Source organism: Bacillus sp. SM2101, from assembly GCF_018588585.1.
Taxonomy (GTDB): Bacteria; Bacillota; Bacilli; order Bacillales; family SM2101; genus Nanhaiella; species Nanhaiella sioensis.
In genome coordinates, this window is the sequence record NZ_JAEUFG010000010.1 from 148,514 (window position 1) to 165,708 (window position 17,195).

Genomic DNA, 17,195 nt, shown 5'->3' on the forward strand with positions numbered 1-17,195 from the left:
TATGGGTCAAATTACAATATTGACGGGTCAAAAATTCAGTTATATGTGTCAAATTACAATATTTACGGGTCAAAAATTCAATTATATGAGCTAAATCACTATATTTATCGGTCAAATTCATTGATTTACTTATTTGGCACAACATTTGCATAAAGCTATTTGTAGGATTTCTTTTATATTCATCTACTTATTTTTCTTGCTTATAAGGGGGCTAATTAATGAGAGAAGATTATGAGCTATATTTGAGAGAAAAAGAAAGAATTTTAAAAGGTGGGAAAGAAAAATATCATCAGTATAACGCAAATAAAGGCAAAATGTTCGTTCGAAGTAGGTTATCGAAGCTATTTGACGAGGGGTCAATCGTTGAGGACGGATTATTTGCCAATGCGGAGGAACCTGAATTACCTGCTGACGCTTGTATTACTGGTATAGGTAAGATTAACGGGAGAACGGTATGTTTTTTGGCTGCCGATTCAACAGTAAAAGCAGGGTCATGGGGACCAAAATCAGTCGAGAAGAATATACGAATTCAAGAAAAAGCGATGGAACTACAAGTGCCAATGTTATACCTTATTGATTCAGCAGGAGCTAGAATAACTGAGCAATTGGACGTTTTTCCTGGGAAAAGACAAGGTGGAAAGGTTTTTTATAACCAAATCCAAATGTCTGGATCCGTACCGCAAATATGTATTTTATTTGGACCGTCACCAGCTGGTGCTGCCTATGTACCTGCTTTTTCTGATTTGGTTATTATGGTAGATCAAAATGCTTCAGCATATTTGGGATCTCCAAGGATGGTTGAAATGGCGATCGGTGAGAAAACGACGATGGATGAAATGGGTGGTGCGAAAATGCATTGCTCAGTGAGTGGACTTGGTGATGTTCTCGTTCAATCTGAAGATGAAGCGATCGAAACATGTAAGCAGTACTTAACATTTATGCCACAAAATTGGCAAGAAGTGCCGGAGGAGGGCGTAAGTAAAGAACCAGTAAAAGGAAGAAAAATAGAAGAAATTATTCCTCAAAATGAAAACGTTCCTTTCGATATGTATGAACTGATTAATCAAGTAATTGACGAAGATAGCTGGTTTGAATATAAGAAGTTATTTGCACCAGAGCTCATAACTGGTTTTTGTAGGATTGGTGGAAAAGTAACTGGGTTAGTTGCAAACCAACCAAAGGTAAAAGGTGGCACCTTATTTGTAGATTCGCCAGACAAAGCAGCACGCTTTATAAAAATTTGTAATGCCTATAGTATTCCTCTGTTGTTTTTATCAGATGTTCCAGGCTATATGATTGGATCAAAAGTGGAAAGAAGCGGAATCATTAGGCATGGTGCAAAAATGATTTCTGCATTATCAGAAGCAACAGTTTCAAAAATTTGTGTCGTTGTAAGAAAGTGTTACGGTGCTGGATTATATGCGATGGCTGGACCTGCGTTTGGAACAGATGCAGTGTTAGCCCTGCCGAGTGGATCAATAGCTGTAATGGGACCGCAGGCAGCTGTAAATGCAGTATATTTAAATAAAATACTCGAGCTTCCTGAAGAAGAACGCCAGGCTTTTGTTCAAGCTAAGCGAGAGGAATATGCAGAGAATATTAATATCCATAAGCTAGCTTCAGAGTTAATTATAGATGATTTAATCGGCTTTGAAGAGTTAAGATCGGCAGTTATTCGCAGGTTTGCATTATATAAAACGAAAAAAGTACATGTGCCCGAAAAGAGAAACGCGATTCATCCAGTATAGAAAAGAGGTGTAATAGTGGAATTCCAAACAATTTTATACGAAGTGAAAGAGCATATCGCAACGATTACTCTTAATCTACCTGAAGTGAGAAATCCATTAACAGAGAAGTTAGTTACAGAGCTTATCCAAGCGATAAAGCTAGCTGACTCAGATGAACAAGTTCAAGCCATGATTTTAACAGGGCGTGGAAAATCCTTCTCAGCAGGTGGAAATCTGAATGAATTTAAGCGGACTTCTGAAAAGGATGTTCCTACATTATATTTTGAAGGAAAAAGTAGTACAGAGTTATTTAAACTAGGTGCAACGGTACAAACACCGATGATTGCTGCTGTGAACGGTGCGGCACTTGGTGGTGGAACAGGTCTAGTTGCAATGTGCCATATAGCTATTGCATCCACTAGTGCAAAATTAGGCTTAACAGAGCTGAAGCTAGGTATTGTTCCATTTGTCATTTTGCCATGGGTAAGAAGAGCAGTAGGAAACCGTAAAGTAATGGAAATGATGCTTAAGGCAGAAGTGTTAACCGCTGAAGAAGCATGTAAATATCATTTAGTTCATCAAGTTGTGGAACCAGAGAGATTAGATGAAGAAGTCTGGAATACTGCAAAAATAATAGCATCTCATAGTCCACTTGCTGTAAAGCTAGCACTAGATTCATATTTTACGACTGAACAGATGGATTTTATGAAATCCTTTGATTATTTATCAAACTTAAGGCTTGTATCTTTTAAGAGTGAGGACCTAAAAGAGGGTGCTTCAGCATTTTTAGAGAAACGAGTGCCCGATTGGAAAGGGGTATAAACAGTGAATTATGAAGCTCCTATAAGTGGGAATGTTTGGAAGGTTTTAGTGAAGGATGGCGATCATGTCCAAATTGGTGATGTTCTTATCATAATGGAATCTATGAAGATGGAAATTCCAATCGAAGCAACAGCTGAAGGGACAGTAAAAAAAGTAATAGCTAGTGAAACAGATTTTGTACAAGAAAGTGATATTGTTATAGAAATGGAAGACTAGGGAGGTGGTTATGTGAAGTCAATTCGAATAGGCGCTGCTCAAGGATTTTATGGGGATACAATTGAACCAGCAATTGCAACAGCAAAGCACGGTAATGTCGATTATTTATGCTTTGACTGCCTAGCAGAATTAACGATGGCAATATTATTAAAGGACCAACAAAAAGATCCTCATCTAGGATATGCAAGGGATATAACTTTATCAATGAAAGCACTGTTACCATATGTGAAGAAACAAGGAATGAAGATCCTTACAAACGCGGGAGGTTTGAATCCACTAAGAGCTCAACAAGAAGTCATTCAAATTGCAAGGCAAAATGGGTTTGAAAACATAAAGGTTGCTGTCGTCACTGGAGATCATATTTATGAAGATTTAGAGGATTTAATAGAACAAGGGGTTTCTCTTGATCATTTTGAGACGAATGAGTCCTTTCGTACAGTAAAAGATAAAGTATTGTTTGCAAATGCTTATCTCGGCGCACAGCCCATCGTAGAAGCATTGAAAGAAGGAGCAGATATTGTAATCACTGGACGGACGACAGATACCGCGCAATTTTTAGCACCCTTAATATATGAATATAATTGGGGAGATCAGGAGTGGGATAAGCTTGCAAGTGGTGTGTTTATGGGCCATTTACTAGAGTGTTCTGCGCAATCAACTGGGGGAAATTATAGCGGTGAATGGCATGAAGTTGCTCAAATGGACGAAATAGGTTATCCGATTGCTGAATGTCAAGAAAATGGAGAGTTTATCGTCAGTAAGGTAAAGGAGCGCGGCGGTCTTATTACACCAAATACTTTGAAAGAACAAATGCTGTATGAAATCCATGATCCATCAGCATATATTACGCCTGATGTTGTTGTTGATTTAATGAATGTGAAGCTCGAACAAGTTGCTGAAAATGAGGTTTTAGTCACAGGTGTGAAAGGCAAAGCTAAACCAGCTGAATTAAAAGTCGTTATGGGGTTTGACAATGGCTATATGGGGCAAGTAATAACTGGCTTTGCTTGGCCAAATGCATTGGAAAAAGCGAAAAAAGCAGATGAAATTATTCGCCTTCAAGCAGAGAGGAGCAAACTTCAATTTGATGAGATCAAAACTGAATTCATCGGTTACAACGCGCTACACGGTCCTTTGGCAACAGAAGTGAGTACCGATTCAAATGAGATTTTTCTTAGAATGGCCATTCGTACAAAATCTAAAAGAGACGCCATTTCTTTTTCAAGGCTATTTCCACCACTTGCTTTAAATGGCCCACCGAGTATGGGGGCGTATATAGGAAACATCCCACCTAGAAAGCTATTTGGTATGTGGGCAACGCTTATACCTCGACACCTTGTAGAGGCTAAGATTTCTGTTACGGTTCAGGAGGTGTAAAGGATGTCGAAGATACTACTTGCAGAAATAGCTCAAGCTCGTTCAGGTGATAAAGGCAACACCGTAAATATAGGACTTATTGCTAAAGAGGAACAATGGTATGACATACTCGTTGACCAAGTAACGAGTGCAAAGGTGAAGGAGCATTTTGAGGGAATAATACTTGGAAATGTAACAAGGTATGAGCTACCAAACATACACTCACTTAACTTTGTATGTACTAATGCTTTAGATGGGGGTGGATCAAACTCATTACGATTAGATAACCTCGGAAAATGTTTTGGTTCCAATTTACTGAGGTTAGAAATTGATATATCTCAAGATTTATGAAGTATCGACGTTTTTAAAATTCAGCATCTCAAAAACTAACGTTTACATATTTCATTAAGAAAGGAGTGGTAATGATTAAGTATGAACCGTATTTTTCAGATGAACACGAACAGTTAAGAAAAACGATAAAAAAATTCGTTCAAAAGGAAGTAATTCCTTTCGTAGATGAGTGGGAAGAAGCTGGCGGCTTTCCTAGAAAAATGATGGCAAGAATGGGTGAGCTCGGATTTTTAGGACTGCGTTACCCTGAAGAAGTTGGAGGGCAAGGCTGGGACTATTTCTCTGGTATTGTGTTAGCTGAAGAGCTTGCGAAATGTGGAGCTGGTGGTTTTCCAATGGCTGTTGCTGTTCAAACTGATATGGCAACTCCACCTATATTGGAATTTGGTACAGAGGAACAGCAACAAAAGTTTTTGAAGCCAGCGTTACGAGGTGAAAAAATCGCTTCAATTGGGATTACAGAACCAAATCACGGATCTGATGTAGCTTCTATTGAAACGAGAGCTAAACGAGATGGGAACGAATGGGTTATCAATGGAGCAAAAACGTTTATTACAAATGGTCCGAGTGCTGATTTTATTACACTCGTTACACGAACTTCTGATAGTCCAGGGTATAAAGGTATCAGTCTGTTTTTAGTTGAAACGAATCGTCCTGGCTGTACTGTCAGTAGAAAGCTAAACAAGGTAGGTATGCGCTCATCTGATACTGCTGAATTTGTATTTGAGGATGTACGTGTACCACATGAAAACTTGTTAGGGAAAGAAGGGCGAGGTTTTGCACAAATTATGTGGGAACTACAAGGAGAGCGATTAATAGCTGCCGCTGGGGCAATCGGTATGGCTGATCATGCGTATAATTTAGCTTTGGAATATGCCAAAACGAGAAAGCAATTCAATCAAACTATTAACAACAATCAAGTCATTTCACACTTGTTGGTAGAAATGAAAACTGAAATAGAGCTTTGTAGAGAATTAACCTATGCTACTGCGTACAGGTTTGCAAATGGTGAAGTACCTAGTAAAGAAATATCCATGGCAAAGTTAACATCTGCAAAAATGTGCCATTGGGTAGCAGATCGAGCATTACAAATTTTCGGAGGAAGCGGATATATGCTAGAAAATGAAATTCAAAGAATTTGGCGTGATTCTAGAGTGTATCGTATTGGCGGAGGAACCGATGAGGTTATGAAAGAAATTATCGCTAAGCAAATGGAGCTATAAGAAAGAGTTTTGCTGTATCGAAAGCTTTTCTGACTGTTTAGCCACTGAACCCAACCTCTCTAGCTGTTTCAACTATTTTTACGCCTTTAGCTCACTTGTCTAGAAAAATTTAACTCAAGTCATTCATTCGAAGCGAACAGAAATGACGACAGTGCATGTGTTGGTGAGGTGTGTGCTATTTTTTGAATTTCAATTTTTTTGGGGGTGAATTGTTCATGACTCACTGGATCTTCACTGAAGAACACAAATTATTTCGTAGAACCGTTCGAAAGTTTGTGGAAAAGGAAGTCAAGCCTTATGTTAATGAGTGGGAAAAGGAAGGTGAAATCCCACGCAGCCTTTTTAAGCGAATCGGAGACCTAGGTTATTTAGGTATTAAAGTGCCAAAGAAGTATGGAGGATTAGGTTTAGATTATATTACTGAAGCCGTTTTTCTTGAGGAGTTAACAAAATGTGGCTCGGGTGGTGTAGGTGCTGCGATTGGAGGCTCCATTGGAATTGCCATGACTCCTCTTTTGAATTTTGGTAACGATCATCAAAAGACAAAATATGTTCAACCTACGATTGCTGGGGATATGGTGGGAGCCCTTGGGATAACTGAGCCAAACGCTGGAAGTGATGTCTCCTCTCTGCGTACGACTGCTACAAAAAAAGATGGATATTATGAGTTAAATGGATCAAAGACGTTCATTACAAATGGTGTAAATGCCGATTATGTCGTAGTTGCTGCCAAAACGAGAAATGAGCCACTGCATAAAAATATTAGCTTGTTTATCGTTGAAACAGGATGGGATGGCTTCGATGTTGGAAAGCCTTTGCAAAAACTAGGTTGGCGAAGCTCTGATACTGGGGAGTTATTCTTTGAAAACGTAGCAATACCTGAAGAAAATCTAATTGGAAAAGTGAACGATGGCTTTTATTATATTATGAAAAATTTTCAATGGGAAAGAATTATCTTATCGTTAGCATGTGTAGCTCAGGCGGAAATGGCACTGGAGGCAAGCATGAAATATAGTTCCGAAAGAATACAATTTAATCAACCAATTTCAGCATTTCAAGTGAATCGACACAAAATGGTTGATATGGCTGTAGATATTGAAAAAGCAAAGCATATGACTTATCGAGCGTTATATTTATTCAATGAAGGTAAAGACATCACGACTGAAGCGACATTTGCGAAAGTTTATGCTGGGGAGATGGTAAATAGGGTCTGTGATGAAGCTATGCAAATCTTTGGTGGGGCAGGGTACATGATGGAATATGATGTACAACGTTATTGGCGAGATGCTAGAGTCCAATCGATTGGAGGTGGTACGACACAAATTATGAATGAAATTCTATCAAAGCAACTACAAATAGTAGATTAGTAAATTAAGAAATGAAGTCGTTAATAGATCGATTTTACAAACTGATTTTTACTCTATTGATGATGTTAAAATTTCACATCAAATATAACAACTGTTATGCTGAATTAGTTTAACCTTATGTCAGAGGGATAGTATACCCAACTCTATTAAGTATATATCAACTCTTTGGTCGACGGGATTTCATTCGCTCTCCGTTAATGAAAGCGCTTTAATATTATGTAAGTATCTGCTCTATAATAGCAAGCTGGTCATGGATAAGTAAGGCTTAAATATCAAAAAAAGAGGTGTTCATATGATGATTAACGAGATCAACAGAATTGCCATTGGGGATATGTTAAGAAGAACAGCTAACAGAGTGCCTGAAAAAATAGCCCTTGTTGATGGTGACGTTGAGTTAACGTATAAACAACTAGACAATGCAGTTAATCAATTTGCTAACTATTTGTTAAATAATGAATTTAACAAAGGTGATTGTGTAGCTACCATTGCTGGGAATTCCTACGAACATGTAATCGCTATTTTTGGTATAGCAAAAGCAGGATTAACATGGGTACCCATTAACCCGCATATATCAATCCAAGAAAAGCTATATATTCTCGATGAGGTGAAGGCATCGATCATCCTTGGTGATGCACCGTTGTTAAGGCAAGATTATGAGAGCTTAAAGGCAAAACACTTATTATATTTTAATAACACCTCAGAAGAACAATTAGCATTTCTTGCTGCTTTCAATGACGAATCTACAGATGAACCGGTAGTTGATATTCATGATCGTGATGTAGCTCAAATTATGTTTACGAGTGGAACGACAGGAAACCCGAAAGGTGTCATGATCAGTCATACGAGTGTCTATGTATCAAGCTTAGCAAACATTATTGAAAACAAATTGAAGCAAGAGGATGTCGTAACGATTATGTTACCGATGTTTCATTGTGCGCAACATGCATTTCTTACATCGTTTATAAATATAGGGGCAAAGAATATCATTTATAAAGCTTTTGAACCAGAGGCTTTTATGCAAACAGTCCAAGAGGAAAAGGTTACGGTTATGTTTGCCTTACCTATTATGTATCGAGCCATTATTCATCATCCAAAAAGAGAACACTATGATCTTTCATCTCTCGAAACGTGTATGTATGGGATGGCTCCTATGGATAAGTTTACTTTAGAAAAAGGCATAACCGAATTGAATGCAAATTTTTTATTAGGTACTGGGCAAACAGAAATGTATCCAGGTACGATGTTTTTTAAACCAGAAGAACAGTTACGCCGATTCGGATCTTATTGGGGTACGAGTAGTTTAATTAACGATACAGTGATTATGGATGGCGAAGGTAACATCCTCAGTAAAAATCAAGTCGGTGAAATCGTCCACCGTGGTCCGAACGTCATGAATGGATATTTAAATAATAAACAAGCTACCGAGCAAACGCGTATGTTTGATTGGCATCATACAGGAGACTTAGGTTATTGGGATGATGAGGGACAAATGGTTTTTGTAGATCGAAAAAAAGACATGATTAAAACTGGTGGAGAAAATGTGGCATCTATAAAGGTAGAACAAACAATTATTAATCACGCTAAAGTTCAAAATGTAGTAGTTGTAGGGTTGCCACACGATCACTGGAGTGAGGCAGTGACTGCATTTGTAATTCCAAAAGAGGGAATGGATTTAACGGCTGAAGAAATTATTGCATATTGCAAGCAATATTTAGGAGGATTCCAGGTTCCTAAGGATGTCGTTATCGTAAATGAATTACCTATGACATCCACTGGAAAAATACAGAAACATCATATTCGAAAACAATATCAAGAACACTATGCTCACGCGAAGTCTTAATAAAAAATACCATTCACTCTGACAAAAACATTTTTTCGAAACAAGACTAAGTAACAAGTAAATAAGTGAAAGGTGGGTTAACACAATGAACAAAGGAATAGGGTCATGGCTAACATATCATAGTGAACAGAGACCTGAACAAGCTGCTCTCATATACAAAGATAAAACAATCACGTATAAGGAGTTAAATATTAGAGTTAATAAACTGGCTAATAGTTTTCTTAAGCTAGGAGTTCGATTTGGAGATAGAGTTAATGCTCTCCTTTTTAACTCAAATGAATGTATGGAAACGATGTTTGCTTGTGCTAAAATTGGTGCTATTTTTGTACCGATAAATTTTCGTCTTAGCATTGATGAAATTGAATACATTGTTCGAGATTCTGGAACAGGTCATTTAATCTACGATGAAAGAATGACTCAAGCAGTGAATGCATTGCGTGAAAGAATAAAAGACTTAAATTATTTCATCCATGTTGGTCACTCTCCAGATTTAGTAGATTTATCTTACGAAAATTTAATAGATCAGTCATTGGGGAATGAGCCTGAATTTGAACTGAGCGAAAAAGATGTTCATATGATGATGTATACGTCTGGTACGACTGGAAAACCAAAAGGAGCAATGTTAACTCACGGAAATACACAATGGAATGCAATTAATGCGATTCAATTTTTGGCTTTCAAAGAAGATGACATTACTTTAACTGTGGCACCTTTATTCCATATTGGTGGGATGAATATTCTTACGACCCCTGTACTATATAAAGGAGGGACTGTCGTTCTTCAAGACCATTTTCAACCAGATAAGGTACTACATGCGATCCAAGCTTATAAAGTAACTAGTCTATTTCTTGTTCCTGCAATGTGGATGGCTCTCTTACATTCTAACCTCATTAATGACTATGATGTATCATCTTTTCGATTTTGCATTTCTGGTGGCGCACCATGTCCTCTCACAGTGATTGAATTTTTTCAGCAAAGACAAGTACCGTTATATGAAGGGTTTGGATTAACTGAAACAGCTCCATTTGTAAGCTTACTAGATGCTAAAAATGCTTATCGAAAGATGGGTTCAGTTGGTAAGAACCCTATACACACGGAAGTGAAAATTGTTAATGACTTAGGAAGCCGTGTAGAACATGGTGAAGTTGGTGAATTATTAGTCAAAGGCCCTAATGTGTTTGCTGGATATTGGAATAAACCACTTGAAACGAAGAAGGCTATTAAAGATAGTTGGTTCTATACAGGTGATTTAGCCAGAATGGATGATGAGGGTTTTATTTATATTGTAGATAGAAAGAAAGATATGATTATAAGTGGTGGAGAAAATATTTATCCTGCAGAAGTGGAACAAGTTTTATATAAGCATCCTGATATCAAAGAAGTTGCCGTAGTTGGGGCAGTAGATGAGACATGGGGTGAGGTCCCTAGGGCATATATTGTCCTACATGATACCGACAAAAATTTGACAATCGAACACTTCACAACATTTTGTAATGGAAAGCTCGCAAATTATAAGATTCCTAAACATATAGAGTTACTTTCTAATCTACCTCGAAATGCAACTGGCAAAGTGTTAAAAACTCAACTAAGAAGCATGCTGTGATAGTACTTAAACTGTCTTAGTTTTATAAGAGAAACAAAAGGAGGAACATAAAATGATGAATAATTTAGTATTATACGAATTGCTAGATCGTACAGCTGTAATTACGTTGAATAATCCTGATAAGCTAAATGCACTGTCTTTTGATTTAATTGAGGAACTTGAAGGAGCTATTCGAAAAGCGGAGAAGGATGAACATGTGCAAAGTATTATTTTGACAGGTACTGGTCGTGCATTTAGTTCAGGAGGGAACGTAACTGATTTTCCAGATTTGAATGCAGTGAACGGGCGTAAATATTTGATAGAGGGACATGATTTACTTAAAAGAATTTATGCTTTGGAAAAGCCAGTTATTGCAGCTGTCAATGGATTAGCAGTTGGAGGAGGGTTTAATTTAGCTCTTTGTTGTGACTTTGTTTTAGCTTCAGAGAAAGCTGTTTTTTCTCAAATTTTTTCAAAAATTGGTCTAGTTCCTGATATGGGAGGAATGTTTCTTTTACCGCGCACCGTTGGGTTACAAAGGGCAAAGGAGCTTATGTATTCAGGACGAAAAATTACTGTAAAAGAAGCGTTTGAATATGGTATTGTGCTTGAATTAGTATCTGCAGAACATTTAATGGAACGAGCAGTTGAATTTGCGAAAACAATAACAGAAGGTGCTCCAAATGCAATTGCATTAGCTAAGTCAATTTTAAACCATAGTTTTGAATCAAGCTTTGATCAAATTTTAGCTGAAGAAGCTATGGCACAAGGTATTGCCTTTACAACGAAAGATCATAGAGAAGGAGTAACGTCATTTTTTGAGAAAAGACAACCACAATTTTCTGGTAGGTAATTAGTGTATGAATTAAAAAGGGGGGAAAGATAATGAACGAAAAACTGCCGAAACATATGACTACAAATATAACTTTACCAGTCATTTCAGCACCAATGTTTCTCATATCAAGTCCAAAGTTAGTTATTGAAAGTTGTAAGTTAGGTGTCATAGGTTCGTTTCCAACATTGAATGCTAGAACAGTAGATATATTAGAAGATTGGATGGCTGAAATTTCAACAGAGCTAGCTATTGCAAAAAAAGAAGACCCTCAACTGAAAGTTGCACCATGGGCTGTCAATTTTATCGTTCATCAAACAAATCCGCGATATGAGGAAGACTTACGGTTAATAACTAAATATCAGCCCCCAATTGTTATTACATCACTTGGAAATCCGTCAGCTGTTGTTGAAATTGTTCATCAATACGGTGGTCTTGTCTTTGCTGATGTAAGTAACATTCCTCATGCTCGCAAAGCTGCGAAAACGGGAGTTGACGGCTTAATTCTAGTATGTTCAGGTGCAGGAGGGCATGCTGGAACAATTAATAGCTTTGCTTTTGCAGGAGAAGTAAGAAAATTTTGGGATGGCATTACAGTCTTGGCAGGTTGCATCACGACGGGACGTGATATTCTTGCAGTTGAAGCTTTAGGTATGGACATGGCTTACATTGGAACGAGATTTATAAGTGCAAAGGAGAGCTTTGCAAGTGAAGATTATAGAGATATGTTAATAGATGCTTCTGTAGATGATCTTATTTATACTGATGCCATTAGTGGTGTATACGCTAATTACCTAAAGGAAAGTATTTTAAATGCTGGTATTGATATAAATGAACTTGAAAAGAAACAAACTGTTGACTTTTCATTTATGAACCAAACAAATGCGAAAGCATGGAAGGATATTTTTTCAGCAGGGCAAGGAGTTGGTCAGATAAGTAGAGCTCAAACAGTTGCTGAAATTATTGAGGAAATGCAAAATGAGTATCATTTAGCTAAAGGTAGGTTGTCTGAAACGCTCGTTTAGCTTTAAGGCTCTTTTCGTAAACTTTGTTGCTATTGTTATCAAATTATTACCAAGTACTATATAAGTGGTTTATATGTAAGTCAACTATGTACAGCAGAAAAGCGCTAGTTGACTATTTTTTAATAAGAAAATCAACAATCAATGCAAAAACAGCATTACTAAAAATGGACAGTATGATGAGTTGTATAGGTGCACAATAATTAAAAAGTTATCACGTACGCTAAATGTATACGTGCTTAAATCTTATAAGGAAAATGTGAAAACAGCCAAAGGAAAACATGCTGTATGGACATCACTCTCATCTAATGAAGTTAAAATATCGGAAGGTTACCCATGACTTTAACCTTATTGCTGTTTTTAGCCTTAATAGACGGAAAGGTGTCACGAAACTTTAGTTGCGCTTATTTTCAGCGTGAGAAAACAACAATCCTTATCATAACCACTCTATTGAAAGGCTAGGACCAGAAGTTATTCTAGCCTTTTAAGAGCTTACAATTAGGCTATACACAACATTTTTGTAAATTGTTAATAAAAAGTCAAAGATGCCTTGGAAGGGACTGTAACTTTGTGATTTATCTCACTTATTGTTTTATGTTGTTTCATTATAATAACATCTAAGAAAGTTTAGGTGAGGTGAACGAGTATGAAACCTTTGATTCCGAAACAACACGGTGCATGGGCTATGTTACTCATCCCATTTTTGGTAGGAATATTTGCAGGGCAGCCTTCTATGATACATATCCCCTTATTTGGTGGCTGGCTATTACTTTATTTAGGTACATATCCTTTGCTCATGTTTTTGAAAGGAAAGCGACGCGAATTTTATCTAAAATGGACATTTATTTATATGTTTCCAGCTCTAATTTGTTTAGTTGTAGCATTAATTATTAATTATAAACTTATTTATTTTGGCATCGTCATGTTGCCTTTTTTCGTGGTAAATGTGTATTTTGCAAAGAAAAACCAAGAACGTGCTCTACTAAATGACATGAGTGCAATTACATCATTTAGCATCGGTGGAGTAGCTAGTTATTATGGGGGGACTGGTACGATAGATTTTGTTGCTATTGGTATTTTGTTACTATCAATGTTCTTCTTTATAGGAAGTACATTTTATGTGAAAACAATGATAAGAGAGAAGAAAAATAATGCATACCGTTGGCTTTCTTGGGGATACCATCTAGGAATCATAGTTATATTATTTGTAAGTGGCTACCCTTGGTTTATTATTGCGTATATACCGAGTGTAGTCCGTGCTTTTTACTTTTATGGAAAAAATGTTTCTGTTTTGAAAGTAGGTATCTGGGAAATTATAAATGCTGTTTATTTTTTCTTAGTCGTTGTAGTGTTAGTCTAAAATAGCATTGAAATGTATATCGTATTTATAATGAGAGCTAACCTATTAAAGGTTAGCTCTTTTTATTTCATAAGGTCAATATTCAACTAAGCTACAAAATAGGTAGATTTAATGTTTGTTCTATTTTTACAGCGTAATTAATAGTATTTATATAATAGTTTATGGTTTTTATAATTTATTTATAAAAATACAATTGATTTTATATTTATTCAGTATTATAATGAAAACTAATTTTACGTGATGTTCAAAAAAACATGACAAAGACAGAGGTGTAGCTTTGAATTGAGTGAATCAATGCTGCCTAAGAAATAGAGGGGGATCGCAGATGAGAGCTGCTGTAATCGGTGCAACAGGTTATGGAGGAGTAGAACTATTACGTTTATTGCAGCAACATCCAGTCGTTAATGTTCATTCTGTTCATTCATCTTCTAATGATGGATTACCATTAGGGCAGATGTATGGACATTTATCTGGAAGTTTGAAATTTCAGTTAGAAAGTATTGATATTGACAAAATTGGTAGTGAGGTAGATGTGGTATTTATGGCAACACCAGCTGGTGTATCTAGTGAATTGACATCACAATTCAGTGAATATGATACACATATCATTGATTTATCAGGTGATTTGAGGCTACAAGATAATAAAACTTATGAAAGATGGTATAACAAGACTCCAGCTCCATCTCAAATTGTCAAGGAAGCTGTATATGGATTATCCGAGTGGAATAGCAATAAAATTAGTGAAGCTAAGATTATTGCAAATCCCGGTTGTTACCCTACGGCGGTACTGCTAGGTTTAGCACCTTTAGTTCAGATGGATTTAATTAAGGAAGAATCGATCATTATTGATGCAAAATCAGGTGTTTCGGGTGCAGGAAGAAGTTTAGCTACCTCTGTTCATTTTGCTGAAACAAATGAGAATCTAAAAATCTATAAAGTAAATCAACATCAGCATATTCCAGAAATAGAGCAAATGCTCCTTAATTGGAATGGTAGCATTCAACCAATTACATTTAGCACCCACCTTGTTCCAATGACTCGAGGTATAATGGCGACAATGTATGTTGAGCCTAAAAAACAGCTCAAAACGGAGGAGCTGTATGATATTTATAAGTGTGCATATGATGAGCATTATTTTGTACGAGTAAAGGATGTATTTCCATCAACGAAGGAAGTTTATGGGTCAAACTATTGTGATATTGCATTGATGAATGATGAAAGAACAGGAAGAATTACAATTGTTTCAGTGATTGATAATCTAGTTAAAGGAGCAGCAGGTCAGGCTATTCAAAACTTAAATATTTTACTAGGTATGGATGAACATACTGGCTTAAATTTACTACCTGTTTATCCATAGATGTCATATATATTTTTCTTTCTCTTACGAAAAAAATAATGGAGGAATAAGTTTGATTAATATGAAAACAAAAGTAGGTACTGTTAATGTATTGCCAGAAGGAACGATAACATCTCCTGAAGGGTTTCAAACGGATGGGGTTCATGCAGGTTTAAGATACACAAAAAATGATCTAGGTATTGTTCTCAGTGAAGTACCAGCCACATGTGCTGCAGTATATACACAAAGTCATTTTCAAGCACCTCCATTAAAAGTTACGCAACAAAGTATTGCAGTTGAAAACAAGCTTCAAGCTATTGTTGTAAACAGCGCCTGTGCCAATGCATGCACCGGTGAACAAGGTATGCAGGATGCATATGAAATGAGAAATTTATGTGCTACACAATTTTCGATGCGAGAACACCTCATTGCAGTAGCTTCAACAGGAGTAATAGGTGAATTATTACAAATGAATAAGATCCGTTCTGGAATAAAAAAACTTAAACCTAACAAAACGAAAAAAAATGCACAGCACTTTGAATCAGCTATTTTAACGACTGATACCGTTACAAAAAAGGCATGTTATCAGACAGTTATTGATGGAAAAACAGTGACAATAGGTGGAGTAGCTAAAGGTTCTGGTATGATTCACCCCAACATGGCTACTATGCTTTCATTTATTACGACAGATGCCAATATTGATTCAGCAATTTTACAAAATACTTTACGAATAATAACGAATCAATCATTCAATCAAATAACTGTTGATGGTGAGACATCTACTAATGACATGGTTATTGTGATGGCTAATGGGCTAGCTAATAATGAACCATTAACCCCAATACACTCTGAATGGAAGCAGTTTTACACAGCTTTAATGCATGTTTGTGAAGATTTAGCTAAACAAATTGCTCGTGATGGGGAAGGAGCAACAAAGCTTATTGAAGTGAAAGTGAAAGGTGCAGTAAACGACGATGAAGCAAGGGAAATGGCTAAACAAATTGTCGGTTCTAACCTTGTTAAAACAGCGATTTACGGTAATGATGCGAACTGGGGAAGAATAATTGGGGCGATTGGACATAGTAGTGGATCAGTTAATCCAAATACTGTAGATATTACGGTCGGTTCAATAAAGATGTTAATTGCGAGTCAACCACAGCCGTTCTCCGAGGAAAGAGCAACAGCATATTTAGCAAATGATGATATTTATATTGAGGTACATTTGAATATAGGTGATGGCGAAGGAGTAGCATGGGGCTGTGACTTAACTTATGATTACGTCAAAATTAATGCAAGCTACCGAACGTAAGGAGGATGGAGATGAGTAATGACATCATCGTAATTAAATGTGGAGGAAGTGTTATAACAGAGCTTTCAGCACAGTTTTTCAAAGCGCTCCATGAACTTCAAAAACGAGGAAAGAAAGTGGTTATTGTACACGGTGGAGGGCCAGTTATTAACCAATTATTGTCACGTATGAACATACGAGTGGAATTTGTTGATGGCTTACGTAAAACGACAATAGATGTGTTAGATGTAGTAGAAATGACTTTAGCTGGAAAGGTTAATAAACAATTTGTGACTAATTTATCTCAATATGGTCTCAAAGCTGTAGGACTATCAGGTTGTGATGGCAAAATGTTGCTAGTGAAGCCTATTGAATTTGAGAAGCTAGGTTACGTAGGTGAAGTTGATCATGTAAACGTAGATTTGCTTATAACGCTACTTAACGATGACTACATCCCAGTTGTTGCACCAATAGGCATGAGTTCACAAGGGGGGAAATACAATATTAATGCTGATTCAGCAGCAGGGAGTATTGCTGAAGCACTCAATGCAAAGCAATTATTGTTTGTTACAGACGTTCCAGGTATATTACAAAATGGTATTCTTTTAGAAGAAGCATCTGAAAACCAAATTAATGGCATGATAAGTGATGGGACGATTTATGGAGGTATGATTCCAAAGGTCAAAGCAGCAATTCACTCATTATCAGACAAACTACAAGAAGTGATGATTGTCAGCGGGAAAAATAGCATCTTATCTGCCAGCGGGTCGTTGCACGGAACGAAAATAAGAAAAATGTAAGAGTTTTTTATAACTCTTGATCAATAAAGAGTGCATTATAAGAATTTGTTTAATAAATGGAAAGTATAATATT

Annotated in this window: 15 protein-coding genes; all 15 read left to right on the plus strand. The window is 36.7% G+C overall.

Going from position 1 to position 17,195, the window contains the following annotated elements; translation table 11 throughout:
- The first annotated feature begins 218 nt into the window (after positions 1-218).
- The 15 genes from JM172_RS11975 to argB all read left to right on the plus strand — a co-directional run bounded on the left by JM172_RS11975 (position 219) and on the right by argB (position 17,122).
- Positions 219-1,748 carry an acyl-CoA carboxylase subunit beta gene (locus tag JM172_RS11975; RefSeq protein ID WP_214482574.1) on the plus strand — a complete coding sequence of 510 codons (1,530 nt, stop codon included), beginning with the start codon at positions 219-221 and terminating at the stop codon, positions 1,746-1,748.
- 15 nt (positions 1,749-1,763) lie between these two features.
- Positions 1,764-2,549 (plus strand): enoyl-CoA hydratase/isomerase family protein, encoded by a 786-nt coding sequence (locus JM172_RS11980; RefSeq protein WP_214482575.1) that lies wholly within the window; start codon positions 1,764-1,766, stop codon positions 2,547-2,549.
- Positions 2,550-2,552: 3 nt separating this feature from the next.
- Positions 2,553-2,765, plus strand: a complete 213-nt coding sequence (locus tag JM172_RS11985; protein ID WP_214482576.1) for an acyl-CoA carboxylase biotin carboxyl carrier protein subunit — start codon at positions 2,553-2,555, stop codon at positions 2,763-2,765.
- A gap of 12 nt (positions 2,766-2,777) precedes the next feature.
- A complete protein-coding gene (locus JM172_RS11990) occupies positions 2,778-4,142 on the plus strand; it encodes an acyclic terpene utilization AtuA family protein (protein WP_214482577.1) in 1,365 nt (454 codons plus the stop codon).
- A 3-nt stretch (positions 4,143-4,145) separates the two neighbouring features.
- Positions 4,146-4,472: an AtuA-related protein gene (locus JM172_RS11995; protein WP_214482578.1), complete on the plus strand. Its 327-nt coding sequence runs from the start codon at positions 4,146-4,148 to the stop codon at positions 4,470-4,472.
- Between the two features lie 71 nt (positions 4,473-4,543).
- Positions 4,544-5,695, plus strand: a complete 1,152-nt coding sequence (locus JM172_RS12000; RefSeq protein WP_250886632.1) for an acyl-CoA dehydrogenase family protein — start codon at positions 4,544-4,546, stop codon at positions 5,693-5,695.
- 215 nt (positions 5,696-5,910) lie between these two features.
- A complete protein-coding gene (locus JM172_RS12005; protein WP_214482579.1) occupies positions 5,911-7,062 on the plus strand; it encodes an acyl-CoA dehydrogenase family protein in 1,152 nt (383 codons plus the stop codon).
- A 295-nt stretch (positions 7,063-7,357) separates the two neighbouring features.
- Positions 7,358-8,902, plus strand: coding sequence for an AMP-binding protein (locus tag JM172_RS12010; protein WP_250886633.1), 1,545 nt, complete (start codon positions 7,358-7,360; stop codon positions 8,900-8,902).
- A gap of 85 nt (positions 8,903-8,987) precedes the next feature.
- Positions 8,988-10,505: an o-succinylbenzoate--CoA ligase gene (gene menE, locus JM172_RS12015; protein WP_214482581.1), complete on the plus strand. Its 1,518-nt coding sequence runs from the start codon at positions 8,988-8,990 to the stop codon at positions 10,503-10,505.
- A 52-nt stretch (positions 10,506-10,557) separates the two neighbouring features.
- Positions 10,558-11,337, plus strand: a complete 780-nt coding sequence (locus JM172_RS12020) for an enoyl-CoA hydratase/isomerase family protein (RefSeq protein ID WP_214482582.1) — start codon at positions 10,558-10,560, stop codon at positions 11,335-11,337.
- A 32-nt stretch (positions 11,338-11,369) separates the two neighbouring features.
- Positions 11,370-12,341 (plus strand): NAD(P)H-dependent flavin oxidoreductase, encoded by a 972-nt coding sequence (locus JM172_RS12025; RefSeq protein WP_214482583.1) that lies wholly within the window; start codon positions 11,370-11,372, stop codon positions 12,339-12,341.
- A 643-nt stretch (positions 12,342-12,984) separates the two neighbouring features.
- Complete coding sequence (locus JM172_RS12030; protein ID WP_214482584.1) at positions 12,985-13,698, plus strand: YwiC-like family protein; 714 nt, start codon at positions 12,985-12,987, stop codon at positions 13,696-13,698.
- A gap of 325 nt (positions 13,699-14,023) precedes the next feature.
- Positions 14,024-15,055 carry an N-acetyl-gamma-glutamyl-phosphate reductase gene (argC, locus tag JM172_RS12035; RefSeq protein ID WP_214482585.1) on the plus strand — a complete coding sequence of 344 codons (1,032 nt, stop codon included), beginning with the start codon at positions 14,024-14,026 and terminating at the stop codon, positions 15,053-15,055.
- A gap of 61 nt (positions 15,056-15,116) precedes the next feature.
- Positions 15,117-16,343, plus strand: a complete 1,227-nt coding sequence (gene argJ, locus JM172_RS12040; protein WP_214482627.1) for a bifunctional ornithine acetyltransferase/N-acetylglutamate synthase — start codon at positions 15,117-15,119, stop codon at positions 16,341-16,343.
- An 11-nt stretch (positions 16,344-16,354) separates the two neighbouring features.
- Entirely contained in the window at positions 16,355-17,122 is a 768-nt protein-coding gene (gene argB, locus JM172_RS12045) for an acetylglutamate kinase (RefSeq protein WP_214482586.1), read from the plus strand.
- The last annotated feature ends 73 nt before the right edge of the window (positions 17,123-17,195 follow it).

What these genes read in the sequence shown, in the direction of transcription:
- argJ (WP_214482627.1), top strand. Translation starts at nt 15,117, where the DNA reads ATGAAAACAAAAGTAGGTACTGTTAATGTATTGCCAGAAGGAACGATA.
- JM172_RS12025 (WP_214482583.1), top strand. Translation starts at nt 11,370, where the DNA reads ATGAACGAAAAACTGCCGAAACATATGACTACAAATATAACTTTACCA.
- JM172_RS12030 (WP_214482584.1), top strand. Translation starts at nt 12,985, where the DNA reads ATGAAACCTTTGATTCCGAAACAACACGGTGCATGGGCTATGTTACTC.
- JM172_RS11995 (WP_214482578.1), top strand. Translation starts at nt 4,146, where the DNA reads ATGTCGAAGATACTACTTGCAGAAATAGCTCAAGCTCGTTCAGGTGAT.
- JM172_RS12000 (WP_250886632.1), top strand. Translation starts at nt 4,544, where the DNA reads ATGATTAAGTATGAACCGTATTTTTCAGATGAACACGAACAGTTAAGA.
- JM172_RS12010 (WP_250886633.1), top strand. Translation starts at nt 7,358, where the DNA reads ATGATTAACGAGATCAACAGAATTGCCATTGGGGATATGTTAAGAAGA.
- menE (WP_214482581.1), top strand. Translation starts at nt 8,988, where the DNA reads ATGAACAAAGGAATAGGGTCATGGCTAACATATCATAGTGAACAGAGA.
- JM172_RS11975 (WP_214482574.1), top strand. Translation starts at nt 219, where the DNA reads ATGAGAGAAGATTATGAGCTATATTTGAGAGAAAAAGAAAGAATTTTA.
- JM172_RS12005 (WP_214482579.1), top strand. Translation starts at nt 5,911, where the DNA reads ATGACTCACTGGATCTTCACTGAAGAACACAAATTATTTCGTAGAACC.
- argC (WP_214482585.1), top strand. Translation starts at nt 14,024, where the DNA reads ATGAGAGCTGCTGTAATCGGTGCAACAGGTTATGGAGGAGTAGAACTA.
- JM172_RS12020 (WP_214482582.1), top strand. Translation starts at nt 10,558, where the DNA reads ATGATGAATAATTTAGTATTATACGAATTGCTAGATCGTACAGCTGTA.
- argB (WP_214482586.1), top strand. Translation starts at nt 16,355, where the DNA reads ATGAGTAATGACATCATCGTAATTAAATGTGGAGGAAGTGTTATAACA.